Below are 25,950 nucleotides of genomic sequence, written 5' to 3'. Positions count from 1 at the left end.
AAAGAAGGATCGTCCCATGTGGTATTTCTCCTGGATCCTGGGTCTGGGCCTGGCGGTGGGGTTCGGCGTGCTGAACGGCCTGTGGCACGAGTTCCGCCTGTTCGACGAAGGCGACGTCGGGGCGTCCGAGCCGGACCCGGTCGATGCCGACGTCTGATCCGGACGGCGCCGATGTCGCGGCCCTGATCGCCCGGCACGACGCCAACGTCCCGCGCTACACCAGCTATCCGACGGCGGCGCAGTTCACGCCCGCCGTCGGCCCGGCGACCTGGACCGGCTGGATGGCTGAGGCGCCGCTGGACCGGCCGGTGTCGCTGTATGTCCATCTGCCGTTCTGCAAGCGTCTGTGCTGGTACTGCGGCTGCAACACCCGGGCGGTGAACCGGGCGCAGACCATCAGCGACTATGTCGAGCTGCTGGCGAAGGAAGCGGCGATGGTCGCCAATGTCGCCGGGCGACGGCTGGGCATCGGTTCACTGCATCTGGGCGGCGGCACGCCCAACATGCTGTCGCCCGCCGATCTGGATCGGCTGTTCGGCGCGCTGGGCCAGGCGTTCGACATGGGCGCGGTGGATCAGATCGCGGCCGAACTGGACCCCGCCGTCCTGACCCGCGACTGGGTCCGCGCCGCCGCCCGCCACGGCCTGAACCGCGCCAGTCTGGGGGTGCAGGACCTGTCGCCGCAGGTGCAGCAGGCGGTGAACCGGATCGAGCCGTTCGTGGTGATCGAACAGGCGACCGGCTGGCTGCGCGAGGCGGGCGTCGGCTCGGTCAATCTGGACCTGATGTACGGCCTGCCGCGTCAGGGGGTCGATCAGGTGCTGGCGACGCTGGAGCAGATCCTGACACTGCGGCCCGAACGGATCGCCCTGTTCGGCTACGCTCATGTGCCGTGGATGAAGCCGCACCAGAAGCTGATCAATGAGGCCGAACTTCCGGGCGCCGAGGCGCGGTTCGAACAGAGCCGTGCGGCGTCCGACCGACTGGTCGCAGCCGGCTATCAGGCCATCGGTCTGGATCATTTCGCCCTGCCGGACGACCCGCTGGCGGTCGCGGCGCGCGAGGGGCGGATGCGGCGCAACTTCCAGGGCTATGTCGTCGATGAGGCGCCGGTGCTGATCGGCTTGGGCGCCTCGTCCATCGGCCAGACGCCCGGCGGCTATGTCCAGAACATCACGGTCGAGCGCGACTGGCGCGAAGCGGTCAGCGAAGGGCGACTGCCGATCGCGCGCGGCGTGGCGTTGAGCGACGAGGACCGGTTCCGGGGCGAGCTCATCGAACGGCTGATGTGCGACTTCGCGGTCGATCTGGACGCGGTCTGCGCGCGGCACGGCCGGACGCCGTCCGACCTGGCCGAGGCGCTGGCGCGACTGGCGCCGGTTCAAGCGGACGGCCTGCTGGTCCACGAGGGCGCACGCATCCGCATGACCGAGGCGGGCAAGCCGTTCGTGCGGGTGGCCTGCGCGGCGTTCGACACGACATTGCGTCCGTCGGCGGCCCGGCACGCGCGCGCCGTATAGCGCGGAGGTGTCGCCTCTGATCGCCAGCGCCGCTAGGCTGAGATCATGACTGACGACATCAAGCCGAACGCCCCCCAGATGGCCTCGCCCTCCTATCGCATGGCGGCGCTGGATCAGGATTTCCTGCTGGGCGATTCCATGCGCGGGGTGCGCTTCCTGCTGGAGTACGCCAAGACCGAGGAGGCGCTGCGCCGGTGGGGGGTGCGCTCGACCATCGTGGTGTTCGGCAGCGCCCGTATTCGCCCCGACGGGCCGGGTCTGCACCCGCGCTGGTACGAGACAGCGCGGCAGTTCGGGGCGCTGGCGTCGAAGGAGGGCGGGGCCTTGCTGAACGGCGGGCAGGTGCGCGACAACGTCATCGCCACCGGCGGCGGCCCGGGCGTGATGGAGGCGGCCAACCGGGGGGCGGCCGAGGTCGGCGCGCCGTCCATCGGTTACAACATCACCCTGCCGCACGAGCAGGAGCCGAACGCCTATTCGACGCCGGAGCTGACGTTCCGCTTCCACTATTTCGCGATGCGGAAGATGCATCTGGCGATGCGGGCCAACGCGCTGGTGGTGTTCCCCGGCGGGTTCGGGACCTTTGATGAGTTGTTCGAGATCCTGACCCTGCGCCAGACGGACAAGGCGCCGCGCATCCCGGTCGTGCTGGTGGACGAGGCGTTCTGGCGCTCGGTGATCGGGTTCGAGGCGCTGGTGGACAACGGCTTCATCGCGCCGGGGGATGTGGAGCTGTTCCGGTTCGCCGATACGGCCGAGGAAATCTGGGCCTGCCTGCTGTCGGGTGGGCTGGAGCCGCACAAGGCGATCGACCCCTCGCCCACGACCTGACGACTGTTCGATACTGGACGCGGGCGGCCGGGGGACGCAAAAGGACCGCCACTGAAGCGGAGGTCCCATGTCCGATCTGTTCGCCCGGCCCGGCCCGGCCGACTGGCGCGCCCAGGCCGAGAAGGCGCTGAAGGGCCGCGCCATCGAAAGCCTGTTGCATCTGGACGCCGACGGTCTGGTGGTCCGGCCGCTGTATGGCGACCAGACGGGGGTGACGCCGCTGCGCGCGCCCCGCCCCAGCGACGCCGAGGGTCGGGCCTGGGATCTGCGCACCCTGGTCGAGGGCGAGGCGGCGGACGCGGTCAATGCGGCGGTGCTGACGGACCTGGAGAACGGCGCGGCCTCGGTGCTGCTGTCGGGCGCGGTGGTGCGTGATGCGGAGGCGCTGGCCCGCGCGCTGGAAGGCGTGGCGCTGGAGCTGGCGCCGGTGGCGCTGGACGCCGGGTTCGACGGGCATGTGGCGGCCAACGCCCTGGCGGCGGTGGCCAAGGGTTCGCCGCGCGCGCAACTGCAGTTTCACATGGATCCGATCTCGGCCTTCGCCGGGGCGGGCGAGGCGCCGATCCCGGTCGAGGCGCTGATCGCCAAGGCGGCCGAGACGGCCAGCTGGCACGCCGGCGCCTATCCCGAGGCGCGCCTGTTCATGGCGTCGGGCCGGGTCGTGCACGAAGCGGGCGGTTCGGCGGGGCAGGAGCTGGCCTTCGCCGCCGCCAGCGCCGTCGCCTATGTAAAGGCCGCCGTTGAGGCCGGGCTGAGCGTCGAGCGGGCGCTGAAGGGCGTGGTGCTGGGCGTGGCGGTCGACGCCGAATATTTCGACGCCATGGCCAAGGTGCGGGCGATGCGCCTGATCTGGGCCAGCCTGTCCCGCGCCTTCGGGCATGAGACCCCGGCGATCATTGAGGCGCGCTCGTCGCGGCGGATGCTGGCGGCGCGCGACCCGTGGCCCAACCTGCTGCGCCTGACCGCCGCCGGTTTCGCCGGGGCCGTGGGCGGGGCGGATGTGGTGGTGCTGGACGGCTTCACCCGGGCCGAGGGCCGCCCGGACGCCTTCGCCCGGCGTCAGGCCCGCAACACCCAGCTGGTGCTGATGGAAGAGGCGAACATCGGCCGCGTCGATGATCCCGCCGCCGGCTCCTGGTTTCTGGACGCCCGCACGCGCGATCTGGCCGAGGCCGGCTGGGCCGAGTTCCAGTGGATTGAATCCGAAGGAGGCGTCGTTGAGGCGCTGAAGCACGGCCTGATCCAGCCGCGCGTCGAACGCGCGCGCGGCCAGCTGGAGGCGGCGCTGAAGGACGGCGCGCGCCAGATGGTCGGCGTGACCCGGTATGTCGATCCCGATCCGCGCCCGGCGCCGGTCGAGACGGCCGAGCCCGCCTATGTTCCCGTGCGCGACGGCGCCCTGACCCCCGTGCGGTTCGCTGCGCCCTTTGAAATCGCGTCCGAGGAGGCCAACCCATGAGCTTCCCCGACTTCTCCAAGGTCGACCTCGACCTGACCACGACGGGCGCAGGCCCGAGCCGGGACCCGTGGCTGACGCCTGAGGGCCTGACGGTCCAGACCGCCTATGGTCCCGAGGCGCTGGAGGGTCTGGACGCCATCCACGGCCTGCCGGGTTTCGCGCCCTATATGCGCGGGCCGTATCCGACCATGTATGCGGGCAATCCGTGGACGATCCGGCAGTACGCGGGCTTCTCGACCGCCGAGGAATCGAACGCCTTTTATCGGCGGAACCTGGCGGCGGGGCAGAAGGGGCTGTCGATCGCCTTCGATCTGGCCACCCACCGGGGCTATGACAGCGACCATCCGCGGGTAAAGGGCGACGTCGGCATGGCCGGCGTGGCCATCGACAGCATTCTGGACATGCGGACCCTGTTTGACGGCATTCCGCTGGACCAAATGTCGGTGTCGATGACCATGAACGGCGCCGTGCTGCCGATCCTGGCCCTCTATGTCGTGGCGGCCGAAGAGCAGGGGGTGCCGCACGCGGCCCTGACCGGGACCATTCAGAACGACATTCTGAAGGAGTTCATGGTCCGCAACACCTACATCTATCCGCCTGCGCCCAGCATGCGGATCATCTCGGACATCTTCGCCTGGACCGCGCAGGAGACACCGAAGTTCAACTCCATCTCCATCTCCGGCTATCACATGCAGGAGGCGGGGGCCTCGGCCGATATCGAGCTGGCCTATACGCTGTCGGACGGGCTGGAATACATCAAGGCGGGCGTCGACGCGGGCATGGACGTGGACCGGTTCGCGCCGCGTCTGAGCTTCTTCTGGGCCATCGGCATGAACTACTTCATGGAGGTGGCCAAGATGCGCGCCGGCCGCCTGTTGTGGGCCGAAAAGGTGATGCAGAAGTTCGCGCCGAAGGACCAGCGCTCGCTGTCGCTGCGCGCCCACTGCCAGACCTCGGGCTGGAGCCTCGCGGCCCAGGACGTGTTCAACAATGTGCCGCGCACCATGGTCGAGGCCATGGCGGCAGCGGGCGGTCAGACCCAGAGCCTGCACACCAACGCCCTGGACGAGGCGTTGGCCCTGCCGACCGATTTTTCGGCCCGGATCGCGCGCAACACCCAGATCCTGCTGCAGATGGAGACGGGCCTGACCCGCGTCATCGACCCGTGGGGCGGCAGCTATTACGTCGAGCGCCTGACCCACGATCTGGCCAACAAGGCCCGCGCCCTGATGGCCGAGGTCGAAGCGGCGGGCGGCATGGCCCAGGCCATCGAGGCGGGCATCCCCAAGCTGCGGATCGAGGAATCGGCCGCCCGCACCCAGGCCTGGATCGACACGGGCAAGCAGACCGTGGTCGGAGTGAACCGCTATCTGAACGATACGCCCGACGACATTCCGATGCTCAAGGTCGACAACGCCGCCGTCCTTAGCGCCCAGATCGACAAGCTGAAGCGCCTGCGCGCCGAGCGGGATCAGGTCGCGACCGACGCCGCGCTGGAAGCGTTGACCAACGGCGCGCGCGGGAACGCCAACCTGCTGGAGCTGGCGGTTCATGCTGCTCGCGCCAAGGCCACGGTGGGGGAAATCTCGGACGCGCTGGAGGCCGCCTTCGGTCGCCACGTCGCCACGGTGAAGACGGTCTCGGGCGTCTATGGCCGGGAGGCGGGGCGCGATCCCAAGGTCGCCCGCGCCCGCGACATGGTCGCGACCTTCATCGAGAACGACGGCGGGCCGCCGCGTATCCTGATCGCCAAACTGGGCCAGGACGGCCACGACCGGGGCCAGAAGGTCGTCGCCACCGCCTATGGCGATCTGGGTTTCGACATCACCGCCGGCGCCCTGTTCCAGACCCCGGCCGAGGCCGCGCGCGATGCGGTGGAAAAGAACGTCCACGCCGTGGGCGCCTCATCGCTTGCCGCCGGTCACCTGACCCTAGTGCCGGAGCTTAAGGCCGAGCTGGCGAAGCTGGGCCGTCCGGACATCATGATCGTGGTGGGCGGCGTCATCCCGCCGGGCGATGTGCAGCCGCTGATCGACATGGGCGCGGCCGCCGTCTATCCGCCCGGCTCGATCATCGCCGACACGGCCGCCGACATGATCGAAAAGCTGAACCAGCGCCTCGGCTACGCCCAGAAGGCGTAGCCGTCGCCGGGATCAGGGGCGTTCGCGGCCCGGCAAGGCGGCCACTTCCTCGGTCGTCAGCTTCTTGATGACGCGGACGCGGCACGGGGCGTCGCGCGAGCCGCCGATGGTGATGGCCGCGTCATCGCCGCCGCATAGCCGGTCGCCGCCGGAATACAGAGGGCTGATGACGATGGCGTTGGCCGTGTCCAGGTCGCGACAGAAGCCGGTGGACTGAAGCTCGAATACATCGTCCCGGCCGGCGCGCAGATAGACAGTCTGGACCGATCCGGTGCGGAAATTAGTCACCTGGGACGAGGAAAAGCACTGGCGCGCGCTTTCGGCCGGAACGGCAGCGTCGCCGGTCGCGCTGGCCGCGCAGGCGCCCAGCAGGGGCAGGGTGAGGGCCGCAAGGGCGGTCAGGGTCGTGGCGCGCATCGTCGTCTCCCGGGGGCGTATTGCAGCTAAGCGTCCACCTTCACCGTTGGTTGCGCAAGGGCATGTGGCGATCCGGGCGCAGGCGGTCGGCGAAATCGCGGGGCAGGGGCGACGGCGCGGCGGAGATCATGGCCGCGACATGCTCGCCCAGCAGCGGCGCCAAGCAGAAACCGCGCGAGCCCAGGCCCGTCAGCACGAACAGGCCGTCCTGCAACTGTCCGGCCAGGGGCAGGCGGTCGGGCGTGGTGGCGCGGACGGCGGCCCGGCTGTGGGCGACCGCGCCGTCGATCCGCGCGGCCAGATCGGGCAGGCGGGCGCGCAGGGTCTGGCGATTGCGCTCGCTGTCTTCCGGGCGCGGGTCACAGTCGGTCTGATCCCGGTCGTGGGTGGCGCCGAACAGCAGGCCGGATGGCGTCGGCGCGGCGTATCCGCCCCAAGCGACGGGCTGGGCGGTCACGCCCTCGACCCAGTCGGCCTGACCGCGAACCGGGGACAGGCCCAGATCGGCCAGCACGGCCGAGCCCCATCCGGCGGCGATCACCACGACCTCGACCTCGGCGATGAGGGCGTCCTGTGCGTCCAGCAGGCGCCAGCCGGCGTCGAGGCGTTCCAGTCGGGCGACCTCAGCGGAGAGACGGCTTGCGGTCCCCGCCAGCCAGGCCTGAAGCACCGGCGCGGCCTGGATGGCCAGCGCATCGCGCATGAACAGGCCGCCCGTATGTGCGGACTCGCCCAGTCGTTCGGCGCAGGCGACGGCGTCCAGCGTGGTCATGGCGCCGTCCGTCCAGATATCCTGGGCTGCGACCTTGGCGAATCGCGCGGCGTCGCGCGGCGCCTGCTCCAGTTGCAGAACGCCCTGCGCCACGATTGCGCCGGGCACATCGCGATAAAGCCGCCCCGCACGCTCCAGCGCCTGGGCATGCAGGCCGGCGATGACGGCGTCGCCTGCGTCCAGGCGCGGCGTCACCAGCGAGGCGGGAAAGCCCGAGGCGCCGGCGCCGGGGCGGTCCTGCTCGATCAGCACCACCTCATGGCCGTCGGCGGTCAGAGCGCGCACGGCGGCGGCGCCCGCGATGCCTGCGCCCACGACGGCGATGCGGCGGCGAAGCAGAAGGCGGGGCGCGCCGCCGCGCCGCGCCTCAAGCCGCTCGCGCTTGCGGCCATGGCCGGGGCGTTTCTCGACGGTGAAGCCTTGGTCCGCCAAAGCCCGGCGCACGAAGCCGGCGACGGTGAAGGTGGCCAGTCGGGCGTCGGGCGCCGAGCGGGCGGCGACCAGGGCCATCACCTGCGGCGACCACATGGCGGGATTGAGCGCGGGCGAAAAGCCGTCCAGGAACCAGGCGTCGGCCGCTCCGTCCCACTGCGACAGCGCCCATTCAACCTCGCCGATAACCAGATCCAGGGTGACGCCGAACGTCGGCAGGTCGATGCGATGAAAGCCGGGTGTGGACGGGGGCCAGACGGCCAGCAAAGCCTCGGCGACTTCGGCCACTTCCGGCCAGGCGGCCAGGGCGCGGCGTGCGTCGTCCGCCGTCAGGGGGAACCCCTCGACCGAAAAGACATGCAACTCTCCGCCGGCCGGGCGATGGCGCCGCCACAGGTCGATCAGGGCGATGATGTTCAGGCCCGTGCCGAAACCCAGCTCGGCGACGGTGAACCGGTCGCGTCCGGCCCAGGCCTCGGGCAGGCCGCAGCCCTGCAGGAAGACGGCGCGGGTTTCCGCCAGACCGTCGTCCTTTGAAAAATAGACGTCGCCGAAGCGGCCCGAGCGGGGCGAACCGTCGTCGGCCCAGACCAGTTGCGGAGAGGCGTCATCAGAAGCGGTCATGGCGGGGGCTCTAGCAGCTTGCGCGCATGAAAAAAGGGGCCGCCCGGAGGCGACCCCTTTCTCGCTCCACGACCCGGAGGTCGTGAAAGACCGAAGTCTTAGTGAGCAGCAGCCGGAGCGGCCGGAGCAGCAGCGGCGTCAGCGGCCGGAGCGGCAGCAGCGTCGGCAGCCGGGGCAACGGCGGCAGCTTCGCCAGCGGCGGCAGCAGCGTCGGTGGCGGCGGCGTCGGCGGTCGCAGCAGCGTCAGCGGCGGTGTCGGCAGCGGCCGAAGCGTCGGCGGCGGCGTCTTCAGCCTTGTCGGTGGCGGCGGGTTGGCAAGCGGCCAGGGCCAGAGCAGCGGCCGAAGCGGCGATCAGAGCGGTGATGCGCATAGTTTTTTTCCTTCAGAAGGGTGTGCGGGATCATGAACCCCCGCAGCCCGGAGATAACGGGATCGTGAGAAGAAGCGCAAGCGAAATTCTCACGCATTCGTGATCTATCGTTATCCGTCGAAGGAAAACGCGTTCCGTCTGGTGTTTTTACTGGGCCGGCGGATTGGCGGGCGGCGGCATGGCCGTGTCCGACGTCGAGGCCGGGGCCTGCTGGGGCGGCATGGCCGTCTGATCGATCGCCGCGCCGGCTTCCGAGGCGGCCTGGGACGCCGACGTCGAGGCCGCCGCCGCATTGTCCGCGGCCTGGTTGGCGGCGATGGCCGCGGTGTCGGCGGCGGCGTCGGCCGTCATTTCCTCGGTGCGATTGCTGTCAGGCTGTTGGCAGGCCGCCAGCGTCAGGGCGGCGCCCAGGGCGAGGGCGGCGGGCGTGAAAAGGGTCCGGCGAGGCGTCATTTCAGTCTCCTGTAAAGGGATCAGGCCGGGGGAGCGCCTGGAGGGGTGTCCTCGGGCAGGGTCGGCGGCGGATTCTGTGGGGGCGATCCCGGCATGGGCTCACCCGGCGTCGGCTCGCCCGGGGCGACCGTGGGCGGCGGCGTCATGGCGGGGCCGGCGGTGGTGGTCGACTCGGTCGGAGACGGCGTCATAGCCATGCCGTCGGTCGAAGGCGCGGCCGCATCGGCGGGCATGGATTCGTCGGCCGACTTGTCCGGCGGGCTGCACCCGGCCAGCGACAGGGCGAACAGGGCCGAGGCCCCGGCGAGGATAGTGCGCATCACGTCCCTCCTTCAGGTCGGAGAGACAACCGGCCAGGGGCGCTGACGTTCCCGTGAGGGGTCGTGAACGGTCCGCGATCAGGCGTCGGTGGGGGCGGCCGACAGGGCCTCTTCCATCTCGATAAAGGACGGTTGGGCCGATGAGGGGATGTCGCCCCGGCCGATCTCGACCGAAATCTGGGCGGCGTTGCCGTGCAGGTGGGCCACCAGCACCGACTGGATGATCTTGTAGTAGGCGCCGTCGCCATTGATGATGCCCGTCAGGCGCGTGGCCAGCGGGCCGACCAGGCCATAGGCCAGGAACACGCCCAGGAAGGTGCCGACCAGGGCCCCCCCGATCATGCCGCCCAAGACTTCCGGCGGCTCGGTGATGGCGGCCATGGTCTTGATGACGCCCAGCACGGCGGCGACGATGCCCAGAGCGGGCAGGGCGTCGGCCATGTTCTGCAAGGCGTGGGCCGGCTCCAGCGCCTCGTGATGGTGCTTTTCCAGCTGCTTTTCCATGGCGTCCTCGATCTGGTGCGGATCCTCGAGGTTCATGGTCATCATCCGCAGGGTGTCGCAGATGAAGTCGGTGGCGAAGTGGTCCTTCAGCACCTTGGGGTATTTCTGGAAAATGGTGGATTCAGCCGGGCGTTCAATGTGGCTTTCCAGGGCGATGACGCCCTTGGATTTCATCGTCTTGGTCAGCTGGAACAGCAGCGACAGCAGGTCCTTGTAGTCCTGCTTCTTCCATTTCGATCCGGCGAAGACCTTGCCGAAGCCGCCCGCCACGCCCTTGAGCGTCGATGGCGCATTGGAGATGAGCAGGGCCGCCACCGCCGCGCCGCCGATCATCATCATCTCATAGGGGAGGGAGTGAAGGATCACCCCCATCTTGCCCCCGGCTATGGTGTAGCCGCCGAAGACCATCGCGAAGAGCACGACGATGCCGATGATCTGGAACATGGGTGGGCCGGGCGTCCTGGCAAGTCAGAGGACGCCCAGTCTGGGGGTTAATGATTAAGGGCCGGTTGCAGCCGCGAAATCAGCGTTCACCCGCCCTTCTAGAGACGCGCCTCGCCCGACAGGATGCCGCTCAGGGCCTTCTCGGTCAGCTTCTGATAGCCCGCCTTGCCGCCGCGGACATACAGCGGACCGTCGACCCGGGCCGGATCAAAGCCGTCCTCGACCAGATCCACCTTGCGGTATTTGAAGGTGCCGGTCGTCTGGGCCGCCTTCATCAGGCGAACGAACAGGGGGCGGGCATAGGAGGGCAGTTGTTCGTCGGTCCAGGCGGCGAAGGCCGCCGCGTCGAACTTGCCGTCCAGCACCAGCCCGACCATGCCCGCCTTGCCGTCCTGGCCGGGAACCGGGACGCCGTACGCGATGACTTCCTGAACGCCCGGCGCATCGGCCAGCCGTTGCTCGACCTCGGCGGTCGAGACGTTCTCGCCCTTCCAGCGGAAGGTGTCGCCCAGCCGGTCCATGAAATACAGATAGCCGTCGCGGTCCTGACGCATCAGGTCGCCGGTGCGGAACCAGCGGTCGCCCTTCTTGAAGACGTCGGTCAGGATCTTCTTTTCCGAGGCCTTCTTGTCGGCATAGCCCGAGAAGTCATGACGGATGTCCGAGGCGATCTGGCCGATCGCCTCGCCCGTCTCGCCGGTCGAGACCAGACGGGCCAGACCGTTGGGCCCGCGGATCGGCTCGCCCGTTTCGGGGTCCAGCGCAATCAGGCGGATGTTGATCTGCTTTTTCAGATAGCCGGGCACCCGGCCGATCGAGCCCGCCTTGCCGTCGAAATTGAACAGCGAGACATTGCCTTCGGTCGAGCCATAGAACTCCAGGATCTGCGGAATGGCGAACCGCTTCTGGAAGTCGGGCCAAACATCGGGGCGCAGGCCGTTGCCGAACGCCAGCCGCAGCTTGTGCGCCCGCTCGTCCTCGTTCTCGGGGCAGTTGACCAGATAGCGGCACAGCTCGCCGATATAGACGAACATGGTGGCGCCCGACGCCTTGACGTCCGGCCAGAAATTGCTGGCCGAGAAGCGCCGCCGGATGATCAGTCGGCCGCCGTTCAGCAGGATCGCTCCGACCCCGACCAGGCCGCCGGTCGAGTGGTACAGGGGCAGGCAGTTATAAAGCGCGTCCTTGGGCGTCGAGGCGGTGGCCCCGGCGAAAGCGCGCATATAGGTCCGGGCGCGGGAGTGCGGGATGCGGGCCGCCTTGGGCAGGCCGGTCGTCCCCGAGGTGTAGATGAACAGGGCCGTGTCCCGATTGGTCAGGCCCTCGCGGATGCCCCGGTCGGGGCGCACGGACGAGGCGCTGCGCACCGGGCTGTCCAGCCCGCGCCGGTCGTTGGACTCATCGACCGCGTTCAGGCCCAGCACCCAGAGCATCAGGTTCCGGTCGACGTGGGGGCGGGCCTCCTCGACCTGACGCCAGCAATCCTCGTCCGAGACGATGTTGAAGGCGCCCGAGATGCTGAGGCAGTGGGCCAGCGCCGCGCCGCCCAGATTGTTGTTGATCAGGGCCGTGGCCACCCCGACCTTGGAGAAGCCCAGCCACGCGGCCAGATATTCGGCCCGGTTGTGCATCACCAGAGCGACCGTGTCGGAGCGGCGAAGGTTCCGCCCCTTGGCCCAGTGGGCGAAGCGGTTCGCCAGGGCGTCCAGCTCGCGATAGGTCAGGCTGCGATGCTCGTCCTGCACCGCGATGTTGTCGGCGAATTTGTCGACGGCTTCCTCGAAGTCGTCACAAACCAGAACGGGGCTGTCGAGGGCGATCGGCTTGATGCGGTTCAGCAGTCGCCGCAGCCCCCCGATGAAACGGAGATCGCGCCGAATGTTCGCCACCAGACCCATAGCCGCGTCCGCTCCTGTTACTTGTGTCGCCCTGACCGTGATGGACAAGGGGCGGGGCCGGGTCAACCGCGAGGGGAATCTGAATCCGCCCGGATCCGCCTTTCGCCCGGACAGTGGCGCCTTTGCCCGTGTGACGCGGCGTCAATCAAGTCGGCTGCCGCCGTCTTGCCTGTAACGGTTGCGCAAGCGTAACTGTGATCGGAGGGTCGGCGGCAACGGGTCGCGATCACGACCCCGGAGACCGTTCGACAATGCGCGCCATCTTCACCGCCGCCATCCTGTTGGCCCTCGCCACCCCCGCAGCGGCGCAGGATTACAACGCCTCGGCCTTTTATGGCGACGTGCGACTGTCGCCCGGTTTCACCCCTGATCCGCATCTGGTGGCCTTGCAGGCGGGCGGGTCGATCGACGCCAGCACGCGCGAGAGCGGCTGCACCGGCTTTATTTCGGAAGCGCCCGACGTGCGACTGTACTGGGACGGGCAGGGGACGTTGCCGTTGCGGATCTCGGCCATCTCGAACGCCGATGTGACCCTGGTGGTCAACGGTCCGAACGGCGACTGGTACTGCGATGACGACAGTGGCGAGGACGCCAATCCGTCCGTCCCGCTCAAGGCGACGGCCGGACGATATGAAATCTGGGTCGGCACCTACTCCAGCGGCGCGATCAAGACCGAAGTTGTGTCGATCTCCGAGGTCCAGACGTTCTGACCGGCGTTTCCGGGGCGGAAAAGAGGCGTCCCACGGCCAATCATGGCGAGACCGGACCCTTGTCGGGGCAGGGGCTGAATTAGCGGAACCGCGCTCGCGGACGGTTGTTCTCGTGACCAATGTTACGGGAGACAGTTCATGTCCATCAGCTACACCAACGAGCCTGACACCATCCGCGCCGACGACCGCCCCTTCGTTCCGGCTTATGCCCGGACCGCTGTCCGCAAGCGCGGCAAGGTCCGCACCTGGATGATCCTGGCGCCCATCGGGGCGATCGTGCTGGGCGGCGCCGCAGTGGCGATGCTGATGGGCGGCGAGAACACGACGCCGCTGGTCGAGCCGGAAGCCGCCAGCGCCCCGCTGATTGCGCCGCTGACCCCGGTCGCCCCGCCCGTCGCCGCTCCGGTGGCGCCGATCGAAGCCGCACCGGTGGCCGTTGCCCCGGCCCCCGCTCCGGTTGCGGCCCCGGTCGCCCGTCGCGCCGCGCCGGCCGCTCGTCCGGCTGCGCGAGTCGCGGCTCCTGTCGCTGAGCCGGCGCCAGCCACGGCCGCGCTGAACGCTGAACCCGCGGGTCCGCGCCCCTATCAGCCGACCACCCCGACGGTGGTGGTGACGCCGACGACGACCGCCGCACCGACGCCGACGACGGCCCCGATCGTCATCCAGCCGTAAGCGGCAGGCGCATTCCTGAACGATCCTTCGCCGGGCGACCTTGAGTGGTCGCCCGGCGCACCATATCTGGGGGCCTGCGACCGGACGTCGCGCTCGCCCCGGCCGGGCGGCCAGCCGGGCGATATGGGGAGGGCGAATGGCGCCGGTCATCGAAATTCAGGGTCTGACCAAGACCTACAAATCCGGCCAGCAGGCGCTGAAGGCCGTGGACCTGACCATCCGCAAGGGCGAGATCTTCGCCCTGCTGGGCCCCAATGGCGCGGGCAAGACCACCCTGATCAGCATCGTCTGCGGGATCGTGACGCCCTCGACCGGCACGGTGCGGGCGGACGGCCATGACATCCAGAACGACTATCGGAAGGCGCGCGAACGCATCGGCCTGGTGCCGCAGGAACTGACCACCGACGCCTTTGAAACGGTATGGAGCACGGTCAGCTTCAGCCGCGGCCTGTTCGGCAAGGCGCCGAACCCCGGCCATATCGAGCGGGTGCTGCGCGACCTGTCCCTGTGGGACAAGAAGGACGCCAAAATCATGACCCTGTCCGGCGGGATGAAGCGCCGCGTCATGATCGCCAAGGCGTTGAGCCACGAACCCGACATCCTGTTCCTGGACGAGCCGACGGCGGGCGTGGACGTCGAGCTGCGCCGCGACATGTGGGCGCTGGTGCGCCGCCTGCGCGAGCAGGGCGTGACCATCATCCTGACCACCCACTACATCGAAGAAGCCGAGGAGATGGCCGACCGCGTGGGCGTGATCCTGAAGGGTGAGCTGATCCTGGTCGAGGAGAAGACCGCCCTGATGAAGAAGCTGGGCAAGAAGACCCTGACCCTGTCCCTGGTCGAGCCGCTGTCCGCCGTGCCGGCCGGTCTGGAGGACTGGGCGCTGGAGCTGGACAACGACGGGCACGACCTGGCCTACAGCTTCGACGCCAACGCCGAGGACACCGGCGTGCCGCTGCTGCTGCGGCGGCTGGAGACGCTGGGCGTCAATTTCAAGGATCTGCGCACGCGCCAAAGCTCGCTGGAGGATATCTTCGTCGGCCTGGTGCATCGCGAGGGGGAGGCCGCGTGATGAGCTTCAACGGTCATGGCGTATGGGCCATCTATCGCTTTGAAATGGCGCGCGCCCTGCGCACCCTGTGGCAGTCGGTGGTGACGCCGGTCATCACCACGGCCCTGTATTTCGTGGTCTTCGGCGGCGCCATCGGCAGCCGCATGACCGAGATCGACGGCGTCCCCTACGGCGCCTTCATCGTGCCCGGCCTGATCATGATGAGCCTGTTCACCCAGTCGATCTTCAACGCCAGCTTCGGCATCTATTTCCCGAAATTCACCGGCACCATCTACGAGATCCTGTCCGCGCCGGTCAGTCCGCTGGAGATCGTCCTGGCCTATGTGGGGGCGGCCGCGACCAAGTCGGCGGCGCTGGGTCTGATCATCCTGGCGACGGCGGCCTTCTTCGTGCCGCTGCAGATCCTGCACCCGTTCTGGATGATGGCCTTCCTGATCCTGACCTCGGTGACCTTCAGCCTGTTCGGCTTCATCATCGGGGTGTGGGCCGGTAATTTTGAGCAGTTGCAGTTCATTCCCATGCTGATCGTGACGCCGCTCAGCTTCCTGGGCGGGGCCTTCTATTCGATCGACATGCTGCCGGATGCATGGCGCACGGTGACCCTGTTCAATCCGGTGGTCTATCTGATCTCGGGCTTCCGCTGGGCCTTCTACGGAACCAGCGACGTGGGGGTGGGGGTCAGCATCGCGGCGACCCTGGGCTTCTTCTTCCTGTGCCTGGCGGTGATCGGGTGGATCTTCAGGACGGGCTATCGGTTGAAGGCGTGACGGCGTCAAAAAACGGACCCAGTTCGCCGCCAGCTTCGGCGCCTTCGCGTTTCTGAAGCACGCCGTCCGGCGCGGGAGTCTGTATGTCGTCGCCCTCTGATCCCAAGCCTTTCGCGCGCCGTCCCATCGAATGGGGCCGCCCGCCCGCCACCGTTTTCCGGGCCGGACCATTGCCGAAAGGCGGGACGTTGCCGCCCCTGCCAGAGCCGCCGAAGCCTGTCGCGCAGCGCCGGAGCGCAGGCGTGCTGCAGGGCTCGGCCATTCCCACAGCGCCGCGTCCGACGCCGCCATTGTCGCTGGACCCACTGCCGCTGGAGGCCGCGCCGCAAGCCGCACCGACAAAGGTCGAGCCGCCGGCGATCCCCGCCGAGGCGCCGGTGGAAGCGCCCACAATGGCCCGGCGCCTGCCCGACCCCAGGCCGCGCCCCCTGCCAGACGCGCCTGTCGTCGCCGAACCGAAGGTCGCGCCCACTACGCCGATCGCGGCGGCCGCGCCCGTCATCGCGCCGGAAGAACCCGTCACCGCCAGCGTCCTGACCCGCGCCGCGCCCAAGGCCTCGCGCACGCCGCTGTACGCCGGAGCGGCCGTGGCGGTTCTGGCTGTCGTGGCCGTGGGTGTCTGGATGGCGACCCGTCCAGCCGGGCCTGCCCCTGCGCCCGTCGTAGCCTCGCCCGTCTCGGAGCCGGTGACCATCGTTCCCGCGGCAAAGCTAGCCCCGGCGCCCGTTGAGGCGGTTCCGGCTCCTGCCCAGCCGGTAGCGGTCCCGGTCGCGCCGCCCTCGCCCCGAACGGCGACGAGGCCCACGCCGACGAGAGCCGCGCCTGCGCGCCCGGCCTCCGCTGCGGCGACCACGCCGACAGCGCCGCCCCCGGCGGCCGTCGCGGCGCCCCCGCCCGAAGTCGTGATCGTGCCGGCCGCGCCTGCGGGCCCGCCGCCGACCCCGGCCGAGGCGACGCCAGCCGATCCGAACGCGCCCATCGCCACGCGGCCGCAGCCGCTCAACTGAAGGCCCTAACGCTGGGGCAGGGTCAGGTAGCCGCGCTCGACCATGCGGCGCAGGGCCTCATAGGCCTCGGCCAGTTCCTCATAGGCGGTGCGCGCTGCGGTCAGGCGGGCGATCTGGTCGGCCGTGGCGGGCGCGCCCGACTCTGCCAGCCGGACAGCCTCGGCCGCCCAGCGGGCGCGGGACTGCGCGGTCAGGACGGCCAGCTTCTGGAAGGTCGACGGATCGACCCGCGACAAGGTCTGGCCGATCACCTCGCGGTTCGAGACGAAGGCGGCGTAGTCGATCTGCTCCAGCAGGCCGCGCAGGCGGCGCTGCTCCTGCGGATCGGTGTCCTGCGGCTCGAAATGGTCCCGCTGGCGGCGATAGCTCTGGGTCTGGATGGTCGACATCGCGGCGCTCCCCGAAGGCTGGACGCAGGCTGGGCCGTGTCGGTTAATGCGAGGTTGCGGCGGTCCCCCTGGGGGCCAGTTTCAGCCGCTCATGATCCGGGGCGCCGCGGCCGCGCGGGCAGCGCATGGGGCGGTAGTCGGCCGAGTAGCAGAGGCGCGCCTCGCGGAACCAGCCGTCGGTGGTGGCGATGAAGACGCCCTCGCGCGGCAGGCCCGGGTTGGCGGCGACGAAGGCGTCGCGAATGGCGCCGGCGGTCAGGCGCGCGGCCGGGATGGCCTCCAGATCCGGCTTGTTCAGCCCGTTCCACAGCGTCGCGGCCTGTTCGAAATAGGCCTCGGGGCTGTCCCAGCCGCAGGTCCCGTGGGCGGCCCATTCATGCTGTTGCAGGCTGGGCGAGGGGGTCATGCAGAAGTGGGCGCGGACGGTCTGGACCCGCATCGCCGGGCCGGGAGCGGCGCAGTAGCGCGGGTGACGGTCGCCGCCGCCGTTGGGCCACAGGCCGTGCAGGGTCAGGCCGAAGCGGTTGTCGCGGCACTGGTGGTCGGCGTCGGGATAGTCCTTGCCGCTGCGGCAGGCCTGGGGCGACCAGCTGACGGCCAGCATGTTGAAGGCGGTCGGCACGTCGCGGACGATGTCCTCGGCGGGCGGCGTATAGGGGCGGGCCGGGCGCAGGTCGGCAGGCACGGCGCAGGTCGCGCCGACCTCAGCGATCACCGGCGCGCCCGCCCTGGGAGGCAGGCCGTCACAGGCGCCGAGCGTCAGCAGGGCGGCGGTCAGCAAGGCGAGGCGGATGCGCATCAGAGGCCGCTCCGGAAAGGCGAGGATGCGGCACGCCTAGCCCGGCGCGGGGCGGGGGTCCACCACGGCGGTGTGACGGAACCCGGCGCCCCCGGCCGCGCTTTCATCCGGGCGAGCAGAATGGGAAGAGCGTCCATGCCCGGAACAGACAGCGGACTGGCCTTTGAGGCGGCCCTGGAAGAGGCCATGGCCATGATGGAGCAGGGCGACACCCTGGATCAGGCCCGGTTCGACGAACTGCTGGCCGAGATCGAGAGCTGGCGCCCCCGGCTGGAGGCGGTGCCCGAGGACGACCCCCGGGCGGACCGCGCCCGCGCCCTGCTGGCCGCGGCCGACGCGCTGGAGAGCGCCTCGGCCCACGGCTCGATGGACGAGGTCAACTCCATGCTCACGCCGCTGATGGGCAAGAAGCAGGCCTGACCCCGTCCCGGGCGGCGGCTCAGCGGCGGTAGCAGCCCGCGCCGGCCCACAGCAGGTCGATGGTCGCGTCCTGACCCGACCGCAGCACACGGCCATAGACGCCGTCGAAGGCGAACTCGCGGCCCTTGACCGCGTCCATCAGCATGAAGCCGGGGCTGGCGGCGCGCAGGGCGGCGACAGTGCGCCCGAAGACGGTCCCGGCGCGGTTGGTATAGGCGCCCTCCAGGCGGGGATCGGCGGTCCAGCCGACCAGCTTGCCGTCCTGGAAGCTGAGCTTCAGCCCCTTGCCCCAGTCCGCCTGGGTCAGCGCGCCGGTGCGGCACTGCTCCTGGCTGAGCGTGGGCGGGCCGCCGAAGACGCCGCTGACATGAGCGATGACGTCGGCCTGGGCCTCGCCGAAGGCCACGGAGCGCTGGGTGTTCACCAGGCGGAAGCCGTGCTGGTCGATGACCCCGGGCGTCTGGGGCGGGGTGGCCAGGGCGGAGGTGGCCAGAACGAAGGAGAGGGCGAGGGCGGCGAAATGTTTCATGACGCTGATCCTTACAAAACCGTACGGGCGGGTGGGGCGATCTGCGACAACGATTCGACGGAGAGTCCGCCCGCCTTTCGCCCCGCCGCCTTTCATCAATTGGGGGCCCTCCCCATCTGGGGGCGACCGTTACAGGAGCCCCCCGCATGACCGACGCCGCCATCCCTTCCGACTCTGGCCCCGCTCGCCCCCCGCTGAAGATCGACTTCGTCTCGGACGTGGTCTGCCCCTGGTGCGTGGTCGGGCTGGGCGGGCTGACGACCGCGCTGGAGACGCTGAAGGCCGAGGGGATCGCCGCCGACATCACCTTCCAGCCGTTCGAGCTGAACCCCGACATGGCGCCCCAGGGCGAGGGCATCGTCGAGCATATCGGCCGCAAATACGGCGCCACCCCCGAACAGTCGGCCCAGAACCGCGAGATGATCCGCCAGCGCGCGGCCGAGGTCGGCTTTGACATGCGGATGGGGCCGGACAGCCGCATCTGGAACACCTTCGACGCGCACCGCCTGCTGCACTGGGCGGGCGAGGCGTATCCCGACCGGCAGCAGGCCCTGAAACAGGCCCTGTTCACCGCCCACTTCACCGACAACCGCAACCTGACCGACGCCGGCGTGCTGACCGCGGCGGCCGAGGCGGCGGGCCTGGACCGGGCCGAGGCGGCCGAGGTACTGGCGTCCGACCGCCACGCCAAGGCGGTGCGCGAGGCCCAGGCCCTGTGGCGCGCGCGGGGCATCAACTCGGTCCCCGCCGTGGTGGTCGAGGGCCAGTACCTGATCAGCGGCGGCCAGCCGGCGGCCGTGTTCGAACAGGCCCTGAGGGAGATCGCGGCCAAGGCGTGACGCATCGTCCTTCTCCCCTCGGGGGAGAAGGTGGGCGCCGCAGGCGCTCGGATGAGGGGGCTTTGTCCGCGTTCACATCGTCAAATGTCGGGCGTGGGGCCGGCCGCCCCCTCATCCGCCTTGCTCCGCAAGTCACCTTCTCCCCCGAGGGGAGAAGGACTTTTGTCGCCCGAAAAAACAGGGTCTGAATCGTCTGATTTGTCTGAAACCGGCGGCGGGGCGTCGGGGAAGAGGACGGCGTGGAACTGCTGGATCTTCTCCAGCCGCAGGTCGATCAGGCGGCGCTGGCGCGGGTCGTCGACGTCGGTGGCGGCGGCGTCGCGGGCCAGGTCGCCGATGTTCTTCGCCAGGCGGTTCAGGTGGTCCAGCCGCTGTTCGTCAGCCTTGTCCGCCGCCTTTTCCGCCGCCTGGGCGTCCTTGTCCGCCTGATCCGCGCTCTGGGTCGCCAGGGCCAGCAGCCGCTGGTGCAGGCGCATCCACGACGCCGCCTCGGTCGCCCGGCCGCGCAGCACGGCGCGGTTCATCCGCACCAGGGCGTGGCGCGCCATCTGGCCATAGTCGGGCAGGCCCGCCTCGATCTCGGCGTCCAGATCGACGGGCTCGGGATCGGGCTGGTCGCTGCGGCGCCAGCGCTCGACCTTGGCGCGATGGCGCAGCGTCCCCTCACGCAGGTCATAGCGGGCGCACACCATCTCAGCCGAATCCCCCGCCAGATAGTCTTCCCGCGCCCGCGCCCAGGTCGCGTCCGAGGCGCGCCGATGGCCGCCCCGCGCCGGCTCACGCTCGCGGAAATGGGCGTCGTGGCCTTGCCAGCGATCCTTGGGCCAGCGGTCCTCGGCCCAGCGGTCGCGGGCGACGAAATCCTCGTTGGTCAGGGGGGCGTCGTCGCCCCGTTCGTCGTCGGGCGCGACATAGTCCGGTCCGGGCGGGGCGCCGCCGGGCGGATAATAGGTGACGTCGCCGTTCGCGTGCCGCGTCCACACGCCCTGTTCGACGACGGGCGATTCATACTCGTCCATGGTCCTCTCCCTCGCCCCGGGATCGGAGCCTCGCCACAGGCTAGCCGCGCGGCACGTCAGGATGGGACGTGGGCCTTTCTTTCGTCATCCTCCGGCGAGCCCCCGCGAAGGCGGGGGCGAGACCGGGGGACCCAGCGGCGCGCGGGAGCGCGAAACTGTCGAGGGCGCGGTCGTATCTGAGGGTCGCCTTCGGCGCCGCTGGGTCCCCCGGTCTGCGCCGCTACGCGGCTTGCCGGAGGATGACGAAAGGAGAGGGCGTTCTTTCCTTCTCCCCTTGCGGGAGAAGGTGGGCGCCGAAGGCGCTCGGATGAGGGGTCGCGCCCCGCCCAAAACCTCGGCGCGCCCCGGCCCGCACGATCAACCGCCTGCGCAACCCCTCATCCGACCTCGCTCCGCTCGGCTGCGTTCTCCCGCAAGGGGAGAAGGATCAGGCGCGCTTGCGTTTGGGCGCGGGCCGGGCGTCGTCGCCGGTGACCAGATGCCCCTTCCAGCCGGGGGGCGGCAGGAACTTTCCGGACTTCTCTTCGCGGGTGCCGTGTTTGGCCATCTCGGCGGCGCGTTTGCCCGCCTTCAGGATGGTTTCGTGATCGAAGATCGACTTGGTCATCGCGGTCCCCAATCTAGCAGTTTCCCCTCTTTCGTCATCCTCCGACGACCCCCGCGAAAGCGGGGGGAGATCGGGGGACCCAGCGGCGCCGAAGGCGACCCTCGGACACAACCGCGCCTTTGACAGGTTCGCGCTCCCGCGCGCCGCTGGGTCCCCCGGTCTGCGCCGCTACGCGGCTTGCCGGAGGATGACGAAAGAGGGGGCAGGCGCAGATAGACCAGCTCGATCCGATACCCGGCCGCCTTCCAGTCGCGGATGCGGCGGGCGTGGGTGCGCGTGGCCAGGGTGGTTTCCAGCACCACGTCCGCGCGGGCGGCGGTCAGCGCCTCCAACCGCTCCAGCACCAGACGCCCGGCGGCCAGATCGCGGCCGGGGCCGGGCGGCAGATGCCGCGCCACCTCGTCCGGATTGACGAACTGAAACGCCTCGGCCCGCTCACGCAGAAAGCCGTTGATGAAGGTGGTCTTCCCGGCGCCGTTCGGCCCGGCGAGGAGGACGAGGGTGGGCATGGCGTGTGGCTGCGCTATATGCTGTCTCAACTAATGCGGGATTTGATCGTTGGCGATATCCGAAGCAGACATCAAGACGTTGTGGGGCAGGGCGGCAGGCTTCTGCTCAAGGCCGGGCTGCGGTGCCGATCTCACTCGCATTGCGAATCCCGATCAAGCTTACAACGTGGGCGAAATGGCCCACGTCATTGCGCACTCCAAAGCAGGCCCTCGTGGCGGCAAGGAGCCTGGTTCAGATACTTACGCAAACCTAATATTGCTTTGCCCGACCTGCCATCGCGACATCGACAAAGCGCCGGAAGGCACGTTTCCAGTTGAGTTACTGCACTCTTGGAAGGATCAGCACGAGGCGAAAATTCGCGCCTACGGATCAGAAGATGTCTATTCGACAAATGATGAGCTGAAGACCGCGATTGGACTACTCTTGGCAGAAAATCACGCGACCTGGGAAACGCTGGGGCCAAACTCAGACATTGCTAAGAACAATCCGATGTCTAACGCGCATACGCTGTGGCAACTTCGTCGTCTTGATAAGATACTTCCAAATAACAGAAAGATTATCAACAGCATTAGGGCGAATATTAAACTTCTGAATCCGCCCCAAAGATCAGCGTTTGCCAGATTTGTAAACCATGCCGAGTCCTACGAGGATCATGTCTATGATCGACGTGACGAGTATCCACTTTTTCCAGCTATGTTTGAGAAGGAATTTTCATGACCGTTAATAACGGAGAAAACGATTACGGCGTTTCTTTCGGGAGGATAATGTTTCTCCAGAAGATCATCGAATCCAATGATGCGGTCGTTATCACCAGTCGGCACGATGACATCGTGTTTGAAATCGACCGTCCAAAATTTGGTGACCACCTAACTGTGGTTTGTATCGACACCTATACGGCTTCTTTGGAGCAGGTGATGCGGATCGTTTCAGATTTCCCGAATGCGAATATCATATTCGTGGGCGGAAAATGGAATGGTTATACGAGAGAAGCTTTTGACTTCTGCGTATCGAAGAAAATCGGGCTTTACAACGCCGGCGAAATATCTGGCGGCCTCTATAGAAAAGACTTTTGGAGCTATGAGAAGTTTGATGAGGAAGGAGAGACTCTTAGAACTATCAAGGGTTGATTCGCTCCACTCCCTCTATGGGATGGGGTCGTTCTTCAAGAGCGAAGCCACCCACCGAGATGTAGACTTGGTTGCAGTTTTGGATTGCGAGACCAGTCACTTACTTGCGGTAAGTGACATCGTTCGTGACGTCTGCAGCCGTCTCGACTGGGGTTCGGCTCAACCAGTAGAGGTGACCATCTTTACGCTTTCGGAGTTTGCTTCAGGACCACTCCGAGATATGGAAACCTTGGTCCCGCTATATACTCGCGACGGCTGCATCGATTAGGCAACGCTACACCTTCACCTCGATCTCCCCGCCGCCAGCCCTGAACTTCTCGCTCATGGCCTGCATGCCCGCCTCGGCGTCCAGGCTGCCCCCCGCGTCGTTCTGCGCACGTGCATCCCGGCGGATGTCCTGGCTGATCTTCATGCTGCAGAATTTGGGGCCGCACATGGAGCAGAAGTGGGCGGTCTTGTGGGCTTCCTTGGGCAGGGTTTCGTCGTGGTATTGGCGGGCGGTTTCGGGGTCGAGGCCGAGGTTAAACTGATCCTCCCAGCGGAACTCGAACCGGGCGCGGGACAGGGCGTCGTCGCGCAGGCGGGCGGCGGGGTGGCCCTTGGCCAGGTCGGCGGCGTGGGCGGCGATCTTGTAGGTGATGACGCCGTCCTTGACGTCCTGACGGTCGGGCAGGCCCAGGTGCTCCTTGGGCGTGACGTAGCAGAGCATGGCGGTGCCGAACCAGCCGATCATGGCCGCGCCGATGGCGCTGGTGATGTGGTCATAGCCGGGCGCGATGTCGGTGGTCAGCGGCCCCAGGGTATAGAAGGGCGCCTCGTGGCAGTGCTTGAGCTGCTCGTCCATGTTCTGCTTGATCTTGTGCATCGGCACATGGCCGGGGCCCTCGATCATCACCTGGCAGCCTTTATCCCAAGCGATCTTTGTGAGCTCCCCTAACGTGCGCAGCTCGGCGAACTGGGCCTCGTCATTGGCGTCGGCGATGGAGCCGGGGCGCAGGCCGTCGCCGAGGGAGAATGACACGTCATAGGCGCGCATGATCTCGCAGATGTCGGCGAAATGCTCGTACAGGAAGCTTTCCTTGTGGTGGGCCAGGCACCACTTGGCCATGATCGAGCCGCCGCGCGAGACGATGCCGGTGACGCGGTTGGCGGTCAGCGGCACGAAGGGCAGGCGGACGCCCGCGTGGATGGTGAAATAGTCCACGCCCTGTTCCGCCTGTTCGATCAGGGTGTCGCGGAACACCTCCCACGTCAGGTCCTCGGCCACGCCGCCGACCTTTTCCAGCGCCTGATAGATGGGGACGGTGCCGATGGGGACGGGGCTGTTGCGGATGATCCAGTCGCGGATGTTGTGGATGTTGCGGCCGGTCGACAGGTCCATGACCGTGTCGGCGCCCCAGCGCGTGGCCCAGACCAGCTTGTCCACCTCGTCCGCGACGTTGGACAGGACGGCCGAGTTGCCGATGTTGGCGTTGATCTTGACCAGGAAGTTGCGGCCGATGGCCATCGGCTCGACTTCGCGGTGGTTGATGTTGGCGGGGATGACGGCGCGGCCGCGGGCGACCTCCTGCCGGACGAACTCGGGGGTGACGAAGTCGGGGATGGCGGCGCCGAAGGATTCGCCGTCGCGGGGGGAAGAGTGAGGAGTGCTAGTGAGCGAAGAGGTGAGCGGGCCGGCGTTGCTCGCCCCTTGCTCACTAGCGCTTTTCACCTGCTCGCGACGCAGGTTCTCGCGGATGGCGACGAACTCCATTTCGGGGGTGATTATGCCGGCGCGGGCGTATTCCAGCTGGGTGACGGGGCGGCCGGGCACGCCCTTGAAGACGCGGTGGCGGGCGGTGTCGAAGGCGGGGGCCAGGTGCTTGCCGCTGGCGTGGCCGTTGTCTTCGGGTTTGACCTCGCGCGGGTTGGCCTCGGGCGCGATGTCGCCGCGCGCCAGGCGCCAGTCGGGGGCGATGACCTGGGCCAGGCCCTGGTTGATGTCGATGCTGGCGTCGGGGTCGGTATAGGGGCCGGACGGGTCATAGACGGTGACCGGCGGCTCGTTCGCCGAGGGGTGGACCGCGATCTCGCGGAAGGGGACGCGCAGGTCGGGATACAGTTCGCCCGCCTGATAGACCTTGCGGCCGCCGGGGCGCGGGCCGACGGGAACGGCGCCGGTCGCCTGCTCGACGCGCTTCTTGGCGTCAGCCAGCGGGGTCTCGGTGATGTGCACGTTCATGGCGGCCTCTTCCTTCGCAAGAGGGTCCGCCGGCGTGAGGCGAGGACGGTCTCCGGGCGCCGAAGCGGGGCGTGGAGCCGACGTATTCCCATCCCTTCGCCGGCATGACCCGGATCAGGTTCGACGGGTCAGGCGGCTACGCCAATCTCAGCCGCTCGATTGCGACCCCCCGGAGAACGGCGCGACCCTGACGCCGGTCGGGGTTGGGGTCAAGCGGCGGTTGCGGCTAGGCTGAGGATCATGACCGCCGACCGCCCCTATGAAGCCCGTGACCGCGACGCCTGTCTGGCGCTGTTCGACAGCAATACGCCGACCTATTTCACGGTGGGGGAGCGGCCGGGGTTCGAGGACTGGCTGATGACCATGGACCCGACGACCTATCGCGTGATCGAGCGGGACGGACGGGTCGTGGCCTGCGGCGGGGTGGAGCTGGAGCCGGACGGGGCCACCGCCTCGCTGTGCTGGGGCATGGTGGATCAGGGGCTGCACAAACAGGGGCTGGGGCGGGCGCTGACCCAGGCGCGGATCGAGGCGGCGCGGGCGCTGGGCGCGACGGCCCTACGCTGCGACACCAGTCAGAAGACGACGGCCTTCTATGAGCGGTTCGGGTTTGTCGTGACGTCGGTGGAGACGGACGGCTATTCGCCGGGGCTGGATCGCTGCGAGATGCGGCTGGCGCTCTAGGGCGCGGACCAGCCCTTGACCGTGACCTGCGCCGCGCGCGGGTCGGCGTCGAAGCGCAGCCAGGCGACAGCGTGGCCCCGGCCGGGGACGTAGTCCAGGGTGGCGGTGGCGGTTTCAGCCCCCAGACGGCCCTCGATGTCGACGGCCGCGGCGGTGTCGAGCCCGGCGTTGGTGACCTGGACCTCGGCCACATGGCCCAGCGGGGTGGTTTCGACACGCAGGATGCGGGCGCTGAGCGCGGGCGGCTGGTCGGGCAGCATGGCCTCCCACAGAATGGCGGCGACGACCCCGACCGTGACGATCAAGCCCAGCGCCGCCATCGCCCATTGCAGGACGGGATGGCCGGGGGCGGGGGCGGGCTTCTGCTTTTTGGCGACCATGGGGCCCTCTAG

The 25,950-nt window shown here is 68.5% G+C and carries 30 protein-coding genes and 1 riboswitch; of the genes, 15 read left to right on the top strand and 15 right to left on the bottom strand.

The genetic code is table 11. From position 1 onward, the window contains the following. The first annotated feature begins 16 nt into the window (after positions 1 to 16). The 5 genes from cydX to scpA all read left to right on the top strand — a co-directional run bounded on the left by cydX (position 17) and on the right by scpA (position 5,951). Positions 17 to 157 carry a cytochrome bd-I oxidase subunit CydX gene (cydX, locus tag EON91_RS00575; RefSeq protein WP_292090877.1) on the top strand — a complete coding sequence of 47 codons (141 nt, stop codon included), beginning with the start codon at positions 17 to 19 and terminating at the stop codon, positions 155 to 157. Next, positions 144 to 1,520, top strand: coding sequence for an oxygen-independent coproporphyrinogen III oxidase (hemN, locus tag EON91_RS00570; protein ID WP_292090875.1), 1,377 nt, complete (start codon positions 144 to 146; stop codon positions 1,518 to 1,520). The genes cydX and hemN overlap by 14 nt, the downstream gene beginning before the upstream one ends. A gap of 45 nt (positions 1,521 to 1,565) precedes the next feature. After that, entirely contained in the window at positions 1,566 to 2,351 is a 786-nt protein-coding gene (locus EON91_RS00565; protein WP_292090873.1) for a TIGR00730 family Rossman fold protein, read from the top strand. A 67-nt stretch (positions 2,352 to 2,418) separates the two neighbouring features. Then, on the top strand, positions 2,419 to 3,810 hold the full coding sequence (locus tag EON91_RS00560) for a methylmalonyl-CoA mutase family protein (protein WP_292090872.1): 1,392 nt from the start codon (positions 2,419 to 2,421) through the stop codon (positions 3,808 to 3,810). Beyond that, on the top strand, positions 3,807 to 5,951 hold the full coding sequence (scpA, locus tag EON91_RS00555; protein ID WP_292090870.1) for a methylmalonyl-CoA mutase: 2,145 nt from the start codon (positions 3,807 to 3,809) through the stop codon (positions 5,949 to 5,951). The genes EON91_RS00560 and scpA overlap by 4 nt, the downstream gene beginning before the upstream one ends. Positions 5,952 to 5,963: 12 nt before the next feature. On the opposite strand, the gene EON91_RS00550 is transcribed toward scpA, so the two are convergent. The 7 genes from EON91_RS00550 to EON91_RS00520 form a co-directional block, all read right to left on the bottom strand. Beyond that, positions 5,964 to 6,368, bottom strand: a complete 405-nt coding sequence (locus EON91_RS00550; RefSeq protein ID WP_292090868.1) for a DUF6491 family protein — start codon at positions 6,366 to 6,368, stop codon at positions 5,964 to 5,966. A gap of 40 nt (positions 6,369 to 6,408) precedes the next feature. After that, positions 6,409 to 8,196 (bottom strand): FAD-dependent 5-carboxymethylaminomethyl-2-thiouridine(34) oxidoreductase MnmC, encoded by a 1,788-nt coding sequence (gene mnmC / locus EON91_RS00545; protein WP_292090867.1) that lies wholly within the window; start codon positions 8,194 to 8,196, stop codon positions 6,409 to 6,411. Positions 8,197 to 8,294: 98 nt separating this feature from the next. After that, on the bottom strand, positions 8,295 to 8,567 hold the full coding sequence (locus tag EON91_RS00540) for a hypothetical protein (RefSeq protein ID WP_292090865.1): 273 nt from the start codon (positions 8,565 to 8,567) through the stop codon (positions 8,295 to 8,297). A 147-nt stretch (positions 8,568 to 8,714) separates the two neighbouring features. Beyond that, a complete protein-coding gene (locus EON91_RS00535; RefSeq protein ID WP_292090864.1) occupies positions 8,715 to 9,020 on the bottom strand; it encodes a hypothetical protein in 306 nt (101 codons plus the stop codon). A 20-nt stretch (positions 9,021 to 9,040) separates the two neighbouring features. Continuing rightward, entirely contained in the window at positions 9,041 to 9,340 is a 300-nt protein-coding gene (locus EON91_RS00530) for a hypothetical protein (protein ID WP_292090862.1), read from the bottom strand. 78 nt (positions 9,341 to 9,418) lie between these two features. Further along, positions 9,419 to 10,288, bottom strand: coding sequence for a flagellar motor stator protein MotA (gene motA, locus EON91_RS00525; protein ID WP_292090861.1), 870 nt, complete (start codon positions 10,286 to 10,288; stop codon positions 9,419 to 9,421). 98 nt (positions 10,289 to 10,386) lie between these two features. Further along, a complete protein-coding gene (locus EON91_RS00520) occupies positions 10,387 to 12,186 on the bottom strand; it encodes a long-chain-acyl-CoA synthetase (protein ID WP_292090860.1) in 1,800 nt (599 codons plus the stop codon). A gap of 251 nt (positions 12,187 to 12,437) precedes the next feature. On the opposite strand from EON91_RS00520, the gene EON91_RS00515 reads away from it, so the two are divergent. The 5 genes from EON91_RS00515 to EON91_RS00495 all read left to right on the top strand — a co-directional run bounded on the left by EON91_RS00515 (position 12,438) and on the right by EON91_RS00495 (position 16,414). Next, a complete protein-coding gene (locus EON91_RS00515; protein WP_292090859.1) occupies positions 12,438 to 12,896 on the top strand; it encodes a peptidase S1 in 459 nt (152 codons plus the stop codon). A 138-nt stretch (positions 12,897 to 13,034) separates the two neighbouring features. Further along, positions 13,035 to 13,568 carry a hypothetical protein gene (locus tag EON91_RS00510; RefSeq protein ID WP_292090857.1) on the top strand — a complete coding sequence of 178 codons (534 nt, stop codon included), beginning with the start codon at positions 13,035 to 13,037 and terminating at the stop codon, positions 13,566 to 13,568. A gap of 136 nt (positions 13,569 to 13,704) precedes the next feature. Then, positions 13,705 to 14,640, top strand: coding sequence for an ABC transporter ATP-binding protein (locus tag EON91_RS00505; RefSeq protein WP_292090856.1), 936 nt, complete (start codon positions 13,705 to 13,707; stop codon positions 14,638 to 14,640). Further along, complete coding sequence (locus EON91_RS00500; protein WP_292090855.1) at positions 14,640 to 15,407, top strand: ABC transporter permease; 768 nt, start codon at positions 14,640 to 14,642, stop codon at positions 15,405 to 15,407. The genes EON91_RS00505 and EON91_RS00500 overlap by 1 nt, the downstream gene beginning before the upstream one ends. Before the next feature lie 242 nt (positions 15,408 to 15,649). Then, entirely contained in the window at positions 15,650 to 16,414 is a 765-nt protein-coding gene (locus tag EON91_RS00495) for a hypothetical protein (protein ID WP_292090852.1), read from the top strand. A gap of 5 nt (positions 16,415 to 16,419) precedes the next feature. On the opposite strand, the gene EON91_RS00490 is transcribed toward EON91_RS00495, so the two are convergent. Together EON91_RS00490 and EON91_RS00485 are read right to left on the bottom strand one after the other, a co-directional pair. Further along, positions 16,420 to 16,803 (bottom strand): hypothetical protein, encoded by a 384-nt coding sequence (locus EON91_RS00490; protein WP_292090850.1) that lies wholly within the window; start codon positions 16,801 to 16,803, stop codon positions 16,420 to 16,422. Positions 16,804 to 16,846: 43 nt separating this feature from the next. After that, complete coding sequence (locus tag EON91_RS00485; protein ID WP_292090849.1) at positions 16,847 to 17,602, bottom strand: ribonuclease; 756 nt, start codon at positions 17,600 to 17,602, stop codon at positions 16,847 to 16,849. A 135-nt stretch (positions 17,603 to 17,737) separates the two neighbouring features. Here EON91_RS00485 and EON91_RS00480 point away from each other — a divergent pair, with 135 nt between their 5' ends. Continuing rightward, positions 17,738 to 18,022: a hypothetical protein gene (locus EON91_RS00480; protein ID WP_292090848.1), complete on the top strand. Its 285-nt coding sequence runs from the start codon at positions 17,738 to 17,740 to the stop codon at positions 18,020 to 18,022. 19 nt (positions 18,023 to 18,041) lie between these two features. Here the strand turns inward: EON91_RS00480 and EON91_RS00475 are convergent, their stop codons facing one another. Next, positions 18,042 to 18,551: a hypothetical protein gene (locus EON91_RS00475; RefSeq protein ID WP_292090847.1), complete on the bottom strand. Its 510-nt coding sequence runs from the start codon at positions 18,549 to 18,551 to the stop codon at positions 18,042 to 18,044. Positions 18,552 to 18,697: 146 nt separating this feature from the next. Between EON91_RS00475 and EON91_RS00470 the strand changes: the two genes are divergently transcribed. Then, positions 18,698 to 19,390 carry a DsbA family oxidoreductase gene (locus EON91_RS00470; RefSeq protein ID WP_292090846.1) on the top strand — a complete coding sequence of 231 codons (693 nt, stop codon included), beginning with the start codon at positions 18,698 to 18,700 and terminating at the stop codon, positions 19,388 to 19,390. Between the two features lie 80 nt (positions 19,391 to 19,470). Here EON91_RS00470 and EON91_RS00465 read toward each other — a convergent pair whose 3' ends face one another. The 3 genes from EON91_RS00465 to EON91_RS00455 form a co-directional block, all read right to left on the bottom strand. Further along, positions 19,471 to 20,409 (bottom strand): hypothetical protein, encoded by a 939-nt coding sequence (locus EON91_RS00465; protein ID WP_292090845.1) that lies wholly within the window; start codon positions 20,407 to 20,409, stop codon positions 19,471 to 19,473. A 427-nt stretch (positions 20,410 to 20,836) separates the two neighbouring features. After that, a complete protein-coding gene (locus tag EON91_RS00460) occupies positions 20,837 to 21,016 on the bottom strand; it encodes a hypothetical protein (protein ID WP_292090844.1) in 180 nt (59 codons plus the stop codon). Then, a complete protein-coding gene (locus tag EON91_RS00455; RefSeq protein ID WP_292090843.1) occupies positions 21,013 to 21,525 on the bottom strand; it encodes a zeta toxin family protein in 513 nt (170 codons plus the stop codon). The genes EON91_RS00460 and EON91_RS00455 overlap by 4 nt, the downstream gene beginning before the upstream one ends. 49 nt (positions 21,526 to 21,574) lie before the next feature. Here EON91_RS00455 and EON91_RS00450 point away from each other — a divergent pair, with 49 nt between their 5' ends. Together EON91_RS00450 and EON91_RS00445 are read left to right on the top strand one after the other, a co-directional pair. Continuing rightward, positions 21,575 to 22,243 carry an HNH endonuclease signature motif containing protein gene (locus EON91_RS00450; protein ID WP_292090841.1) on the top strand — a complete coding sequence of 223 codons (669 nt, stop codon included), beginning with the start codon at positions 21,575 to 21,577 and terminating at the stop codon, positions 22,241 to 22,243. Further along, positions 22,240 to 22,653: a hypothetical protein gene (locus tag EON91_RS00445; RefSeq protein ID WP_292090840.1), complete on the top strand. Its 414-nt coding sequence runs from the start codon at positions 22,240 to 22,242 to the stop codon at positions 22,651 to 22,653. Before EON91_RS00450 ends, EON91_RS00445 begins: the two co-directional genes overlap by 4 nt. A 274-nt stretch (positions 22,654 to 22,927) precedes the next feature. Here the strand turns inward: EON91_RS00445 and thiC are convergent, their stop codons facing one another. Then, positions 22,928 to 24,874 (bottom strand): phosphomethylpyrimidine synthase ThiC, encoded by a 1,947-nt coding sequence (thiC, locus tag EON91_RS00440; RefSeq protein WP_292090838.1) that lies wholly within the window; start codon positions 24,872 to 24,874, stop codon positions 22,928 to 22,930. Between the two features lie 74 nt (positions 24,875 to 24,948). Next, positions 24,949 to 25,056, bottom strand: a riboswitch (TPP riboswitch). A 58-nt stretch (positions 25,057 to 25,114) separates the two neighbouring features. On the opposite strand from thiC, the gene EON91_RS00435 reads away from it, so the two are divergent. Further along, a complete protein-coding gene (locus tag EON91_RS00435) occupies positions 25,115 to 25,558 on the top strand; it encodes a GNAT family N-acetyltransferase (RefSeq protein WP_292090836.1) in 444 nt (147 codons plus the stop codon). On the opposite strand, the gene EON91_RS00430 is transcribed toward EON91_RS00435, so the two are convergent. Further along, the coding region (locus EON91_RS00430) for a hypothetical protein (RefSeq protein ID WP_292090835.1) at positions 25,555 to 25,950 on the bottom strand (396 nt) is incomplete at its 5' end. The two genes, EON91_RS00435 and EON91_RS00430, sit on opposite strands and share 4 nt — an antisense overlap.

Source organism: Brevundimonas sp., from assembly GCF_004210735.1.
Classification (GTDB): domain Bacteria; phylum Pseudomonadota; class Alphaproteobacteria; order Caulobacterales; family Caulobacteraceae; genus Brevundimonas.
This window is presented reverse-complemented; position numbering and strand designations above follow the sequence as displayed.

Coding starts and splice junctions, on each gene's coding strand:
- cydX (WP_292090877.1), top strand. CDS start 17: ATGTGGTATTTCTCCTGGATCCTGGGTCTGGGCCTGGCGGTGGGGTTC.
- hemN (WP_292090875.1), top strand. CDS start 144: ATGCCGACGTCTGATCCGGACGGCGCCGATGTCGCGGCCCTGATCGCC.
- EON91_RS00565 (WP_292090873.1), top strand. CDS start 1,566: ATGACTGACGACATCAAGCCGAACGCCCCCCAGATGGCCTCGCCCTCC.
- EON91_RS00560 (WP_292090872.1), top strand. CDS start 2,419: ATGTCCGATCTGTTCGCCCGGCCCGGCCCGGCCGACTGGCGCGCCCAG.
- scpA (WP_292090870.1), top strand. CDS start 3,807: ATGAGCTTCCCCGACTTCTCCAAGGTCGACCTCGACCTGACCACGACG.
- EON91_RS00550 (WP_292090868.1), bottom strand. CDS start 6,368: ATGCGCGCCACGACCCTGACCGCCCTTGCGGCCCTCACCCTGCCCCTG.
- mnmC (WP_292090867.1), bottom strand. CDS start 8,196: ATGACCGCTTCTGATGACGCCTCTCCGCAACTGGTCTGGGCCGACGAC.
- EON91_RS00540 (WP_292090865.1), bottom strand. CDS start 8,567: ATGCGCATCACCGCTCTGATCGCCGCTTCGGCCGCTGCTCTGGCCCTG.
- EON91_RS00535 (WP_292090864.1), bottom strand. CDS start 9,020: ATGACGCCTCGCCGGACCCTTTTCACGCCCGCCGCCCTCGCCCTGGGC.
- EON91_RS00530 (WP_292090862.1), bottom strand. CDS start 9,340: ATGCGCACTATCCTCGCCGGGGCCTCGGCCCTGTTCGCCCTGTCGCTG.
- motA (WP_292090861.1), bottom strand. CDS start 10,288: ATGTTCCAGATCATCGGCATCGTCGTGCTCTTCGCGATGGTCTTCGGC.
- EON91_RS00520 (WP_292090860.1), bottom strand. CDS start 12,186: ATGGGTCTGGTGGCGAACATTCGGCGCGATCTCCGTTTCATCGGGGGG.
- EON91_RS00515 (WP_292090859.1), top strand. CDS start 12,438: ATGCGCGCCATCTTCACCGCCGCCATCCTGTTGGCCCTCGCCACCCCC.
- EON91_RS00510 (WP_292090857.1), top strand. CDS start 13,035: ATGTCCATCAGCTACACCAACGAGCCTGACACCATCCGCGCCGACGAC.
- EON91_RS00505 (WP_292090856.1), top strand. CDS start 13,705: ATGGCGCCGGTCATCGAAATTCAGGGTCTGACCAAGACCTACAAATCC.
- EON91_RS00500 (WP_292090855.1), top strand. CDS start 14,640: ATGAGCTTCAACGGTCATGGCGTATGGGCCATCTATCGCTTTGAAATG.
- EON91_RS00490 (WP_292090850.1), bottom strand. CDS start 16,803: ATGTCGACCATCCAGACCCAGAGCTATCGCCGCCAGCGGGACCATTTC.
- EON91_RS00485 (WP_292090849.1), bottom strand. CDS start 17,602: ATGCGCATCCGCCTCGCCTTGCTGACCGCCGCCCTGCTGACGCTCGGC.
- EON91_RS00480 (WP_292090848.1), top strand. CDS start 17,738: ATGCCCGGAACAGACAGCGGACTGGCCTTTGAGGCGGCCCTGGAAGAG.
- EON91_RS00475 (WP_292090847.1), bottom strand. CDS start 18,551: ATGAAACATTTCGCCGCCCTCGCCCTCTCCTTCGTTCTGGCCACCTCC.
- EON91_RS00470 (WP_292090846.1), top strand. CDS start 18,698: ATGACCGACGCCGCCATCCCTTCCGACTCTGGCCCCGCTCGCCCCCCG.
- EON91_RS00465 (WP_292090845.1), bottom strand. CDS start 20,409: ATGGACGAGTATGAATCGCCCGTCGTCGAACAGGGCGTGTGGACGCGG.
- EON91_RS00460 (WP_292090844.1), bottom strand. CDS start 21,016: ATGACCAAGTCGATCTTCGATCACGAAACCATCCTGAAGGCGGGCAAA.
- EON91_RS00455 (WP_292090843.1), bottom strand. CDS start 21,525: ATGCCCACCCTCGTCCTCCTCGCCGGGCCGAACGGCGCCGGGAAGACC.
- EON91_RS00445 (WP_292090840.1), top strand. CDS start 22,240: ATGACCGTTAATAACGGAGAAAACGATTACGGCGTTTCTTTCGGGAGG.
- thiC (WP_292090838.1), bottom strand. CDS start 24,874: ATGAACGTGCACATCACCGAGACCCCGCTGGCTGACGCCAAGAAGCGC.
- EON91_RS00435 (WP_292090836.1), top strand. CDS start 25,115: ATGACCGCCGACCGCCCCTATGAAGCCCGTGACCGCGACGCCTGTCTG.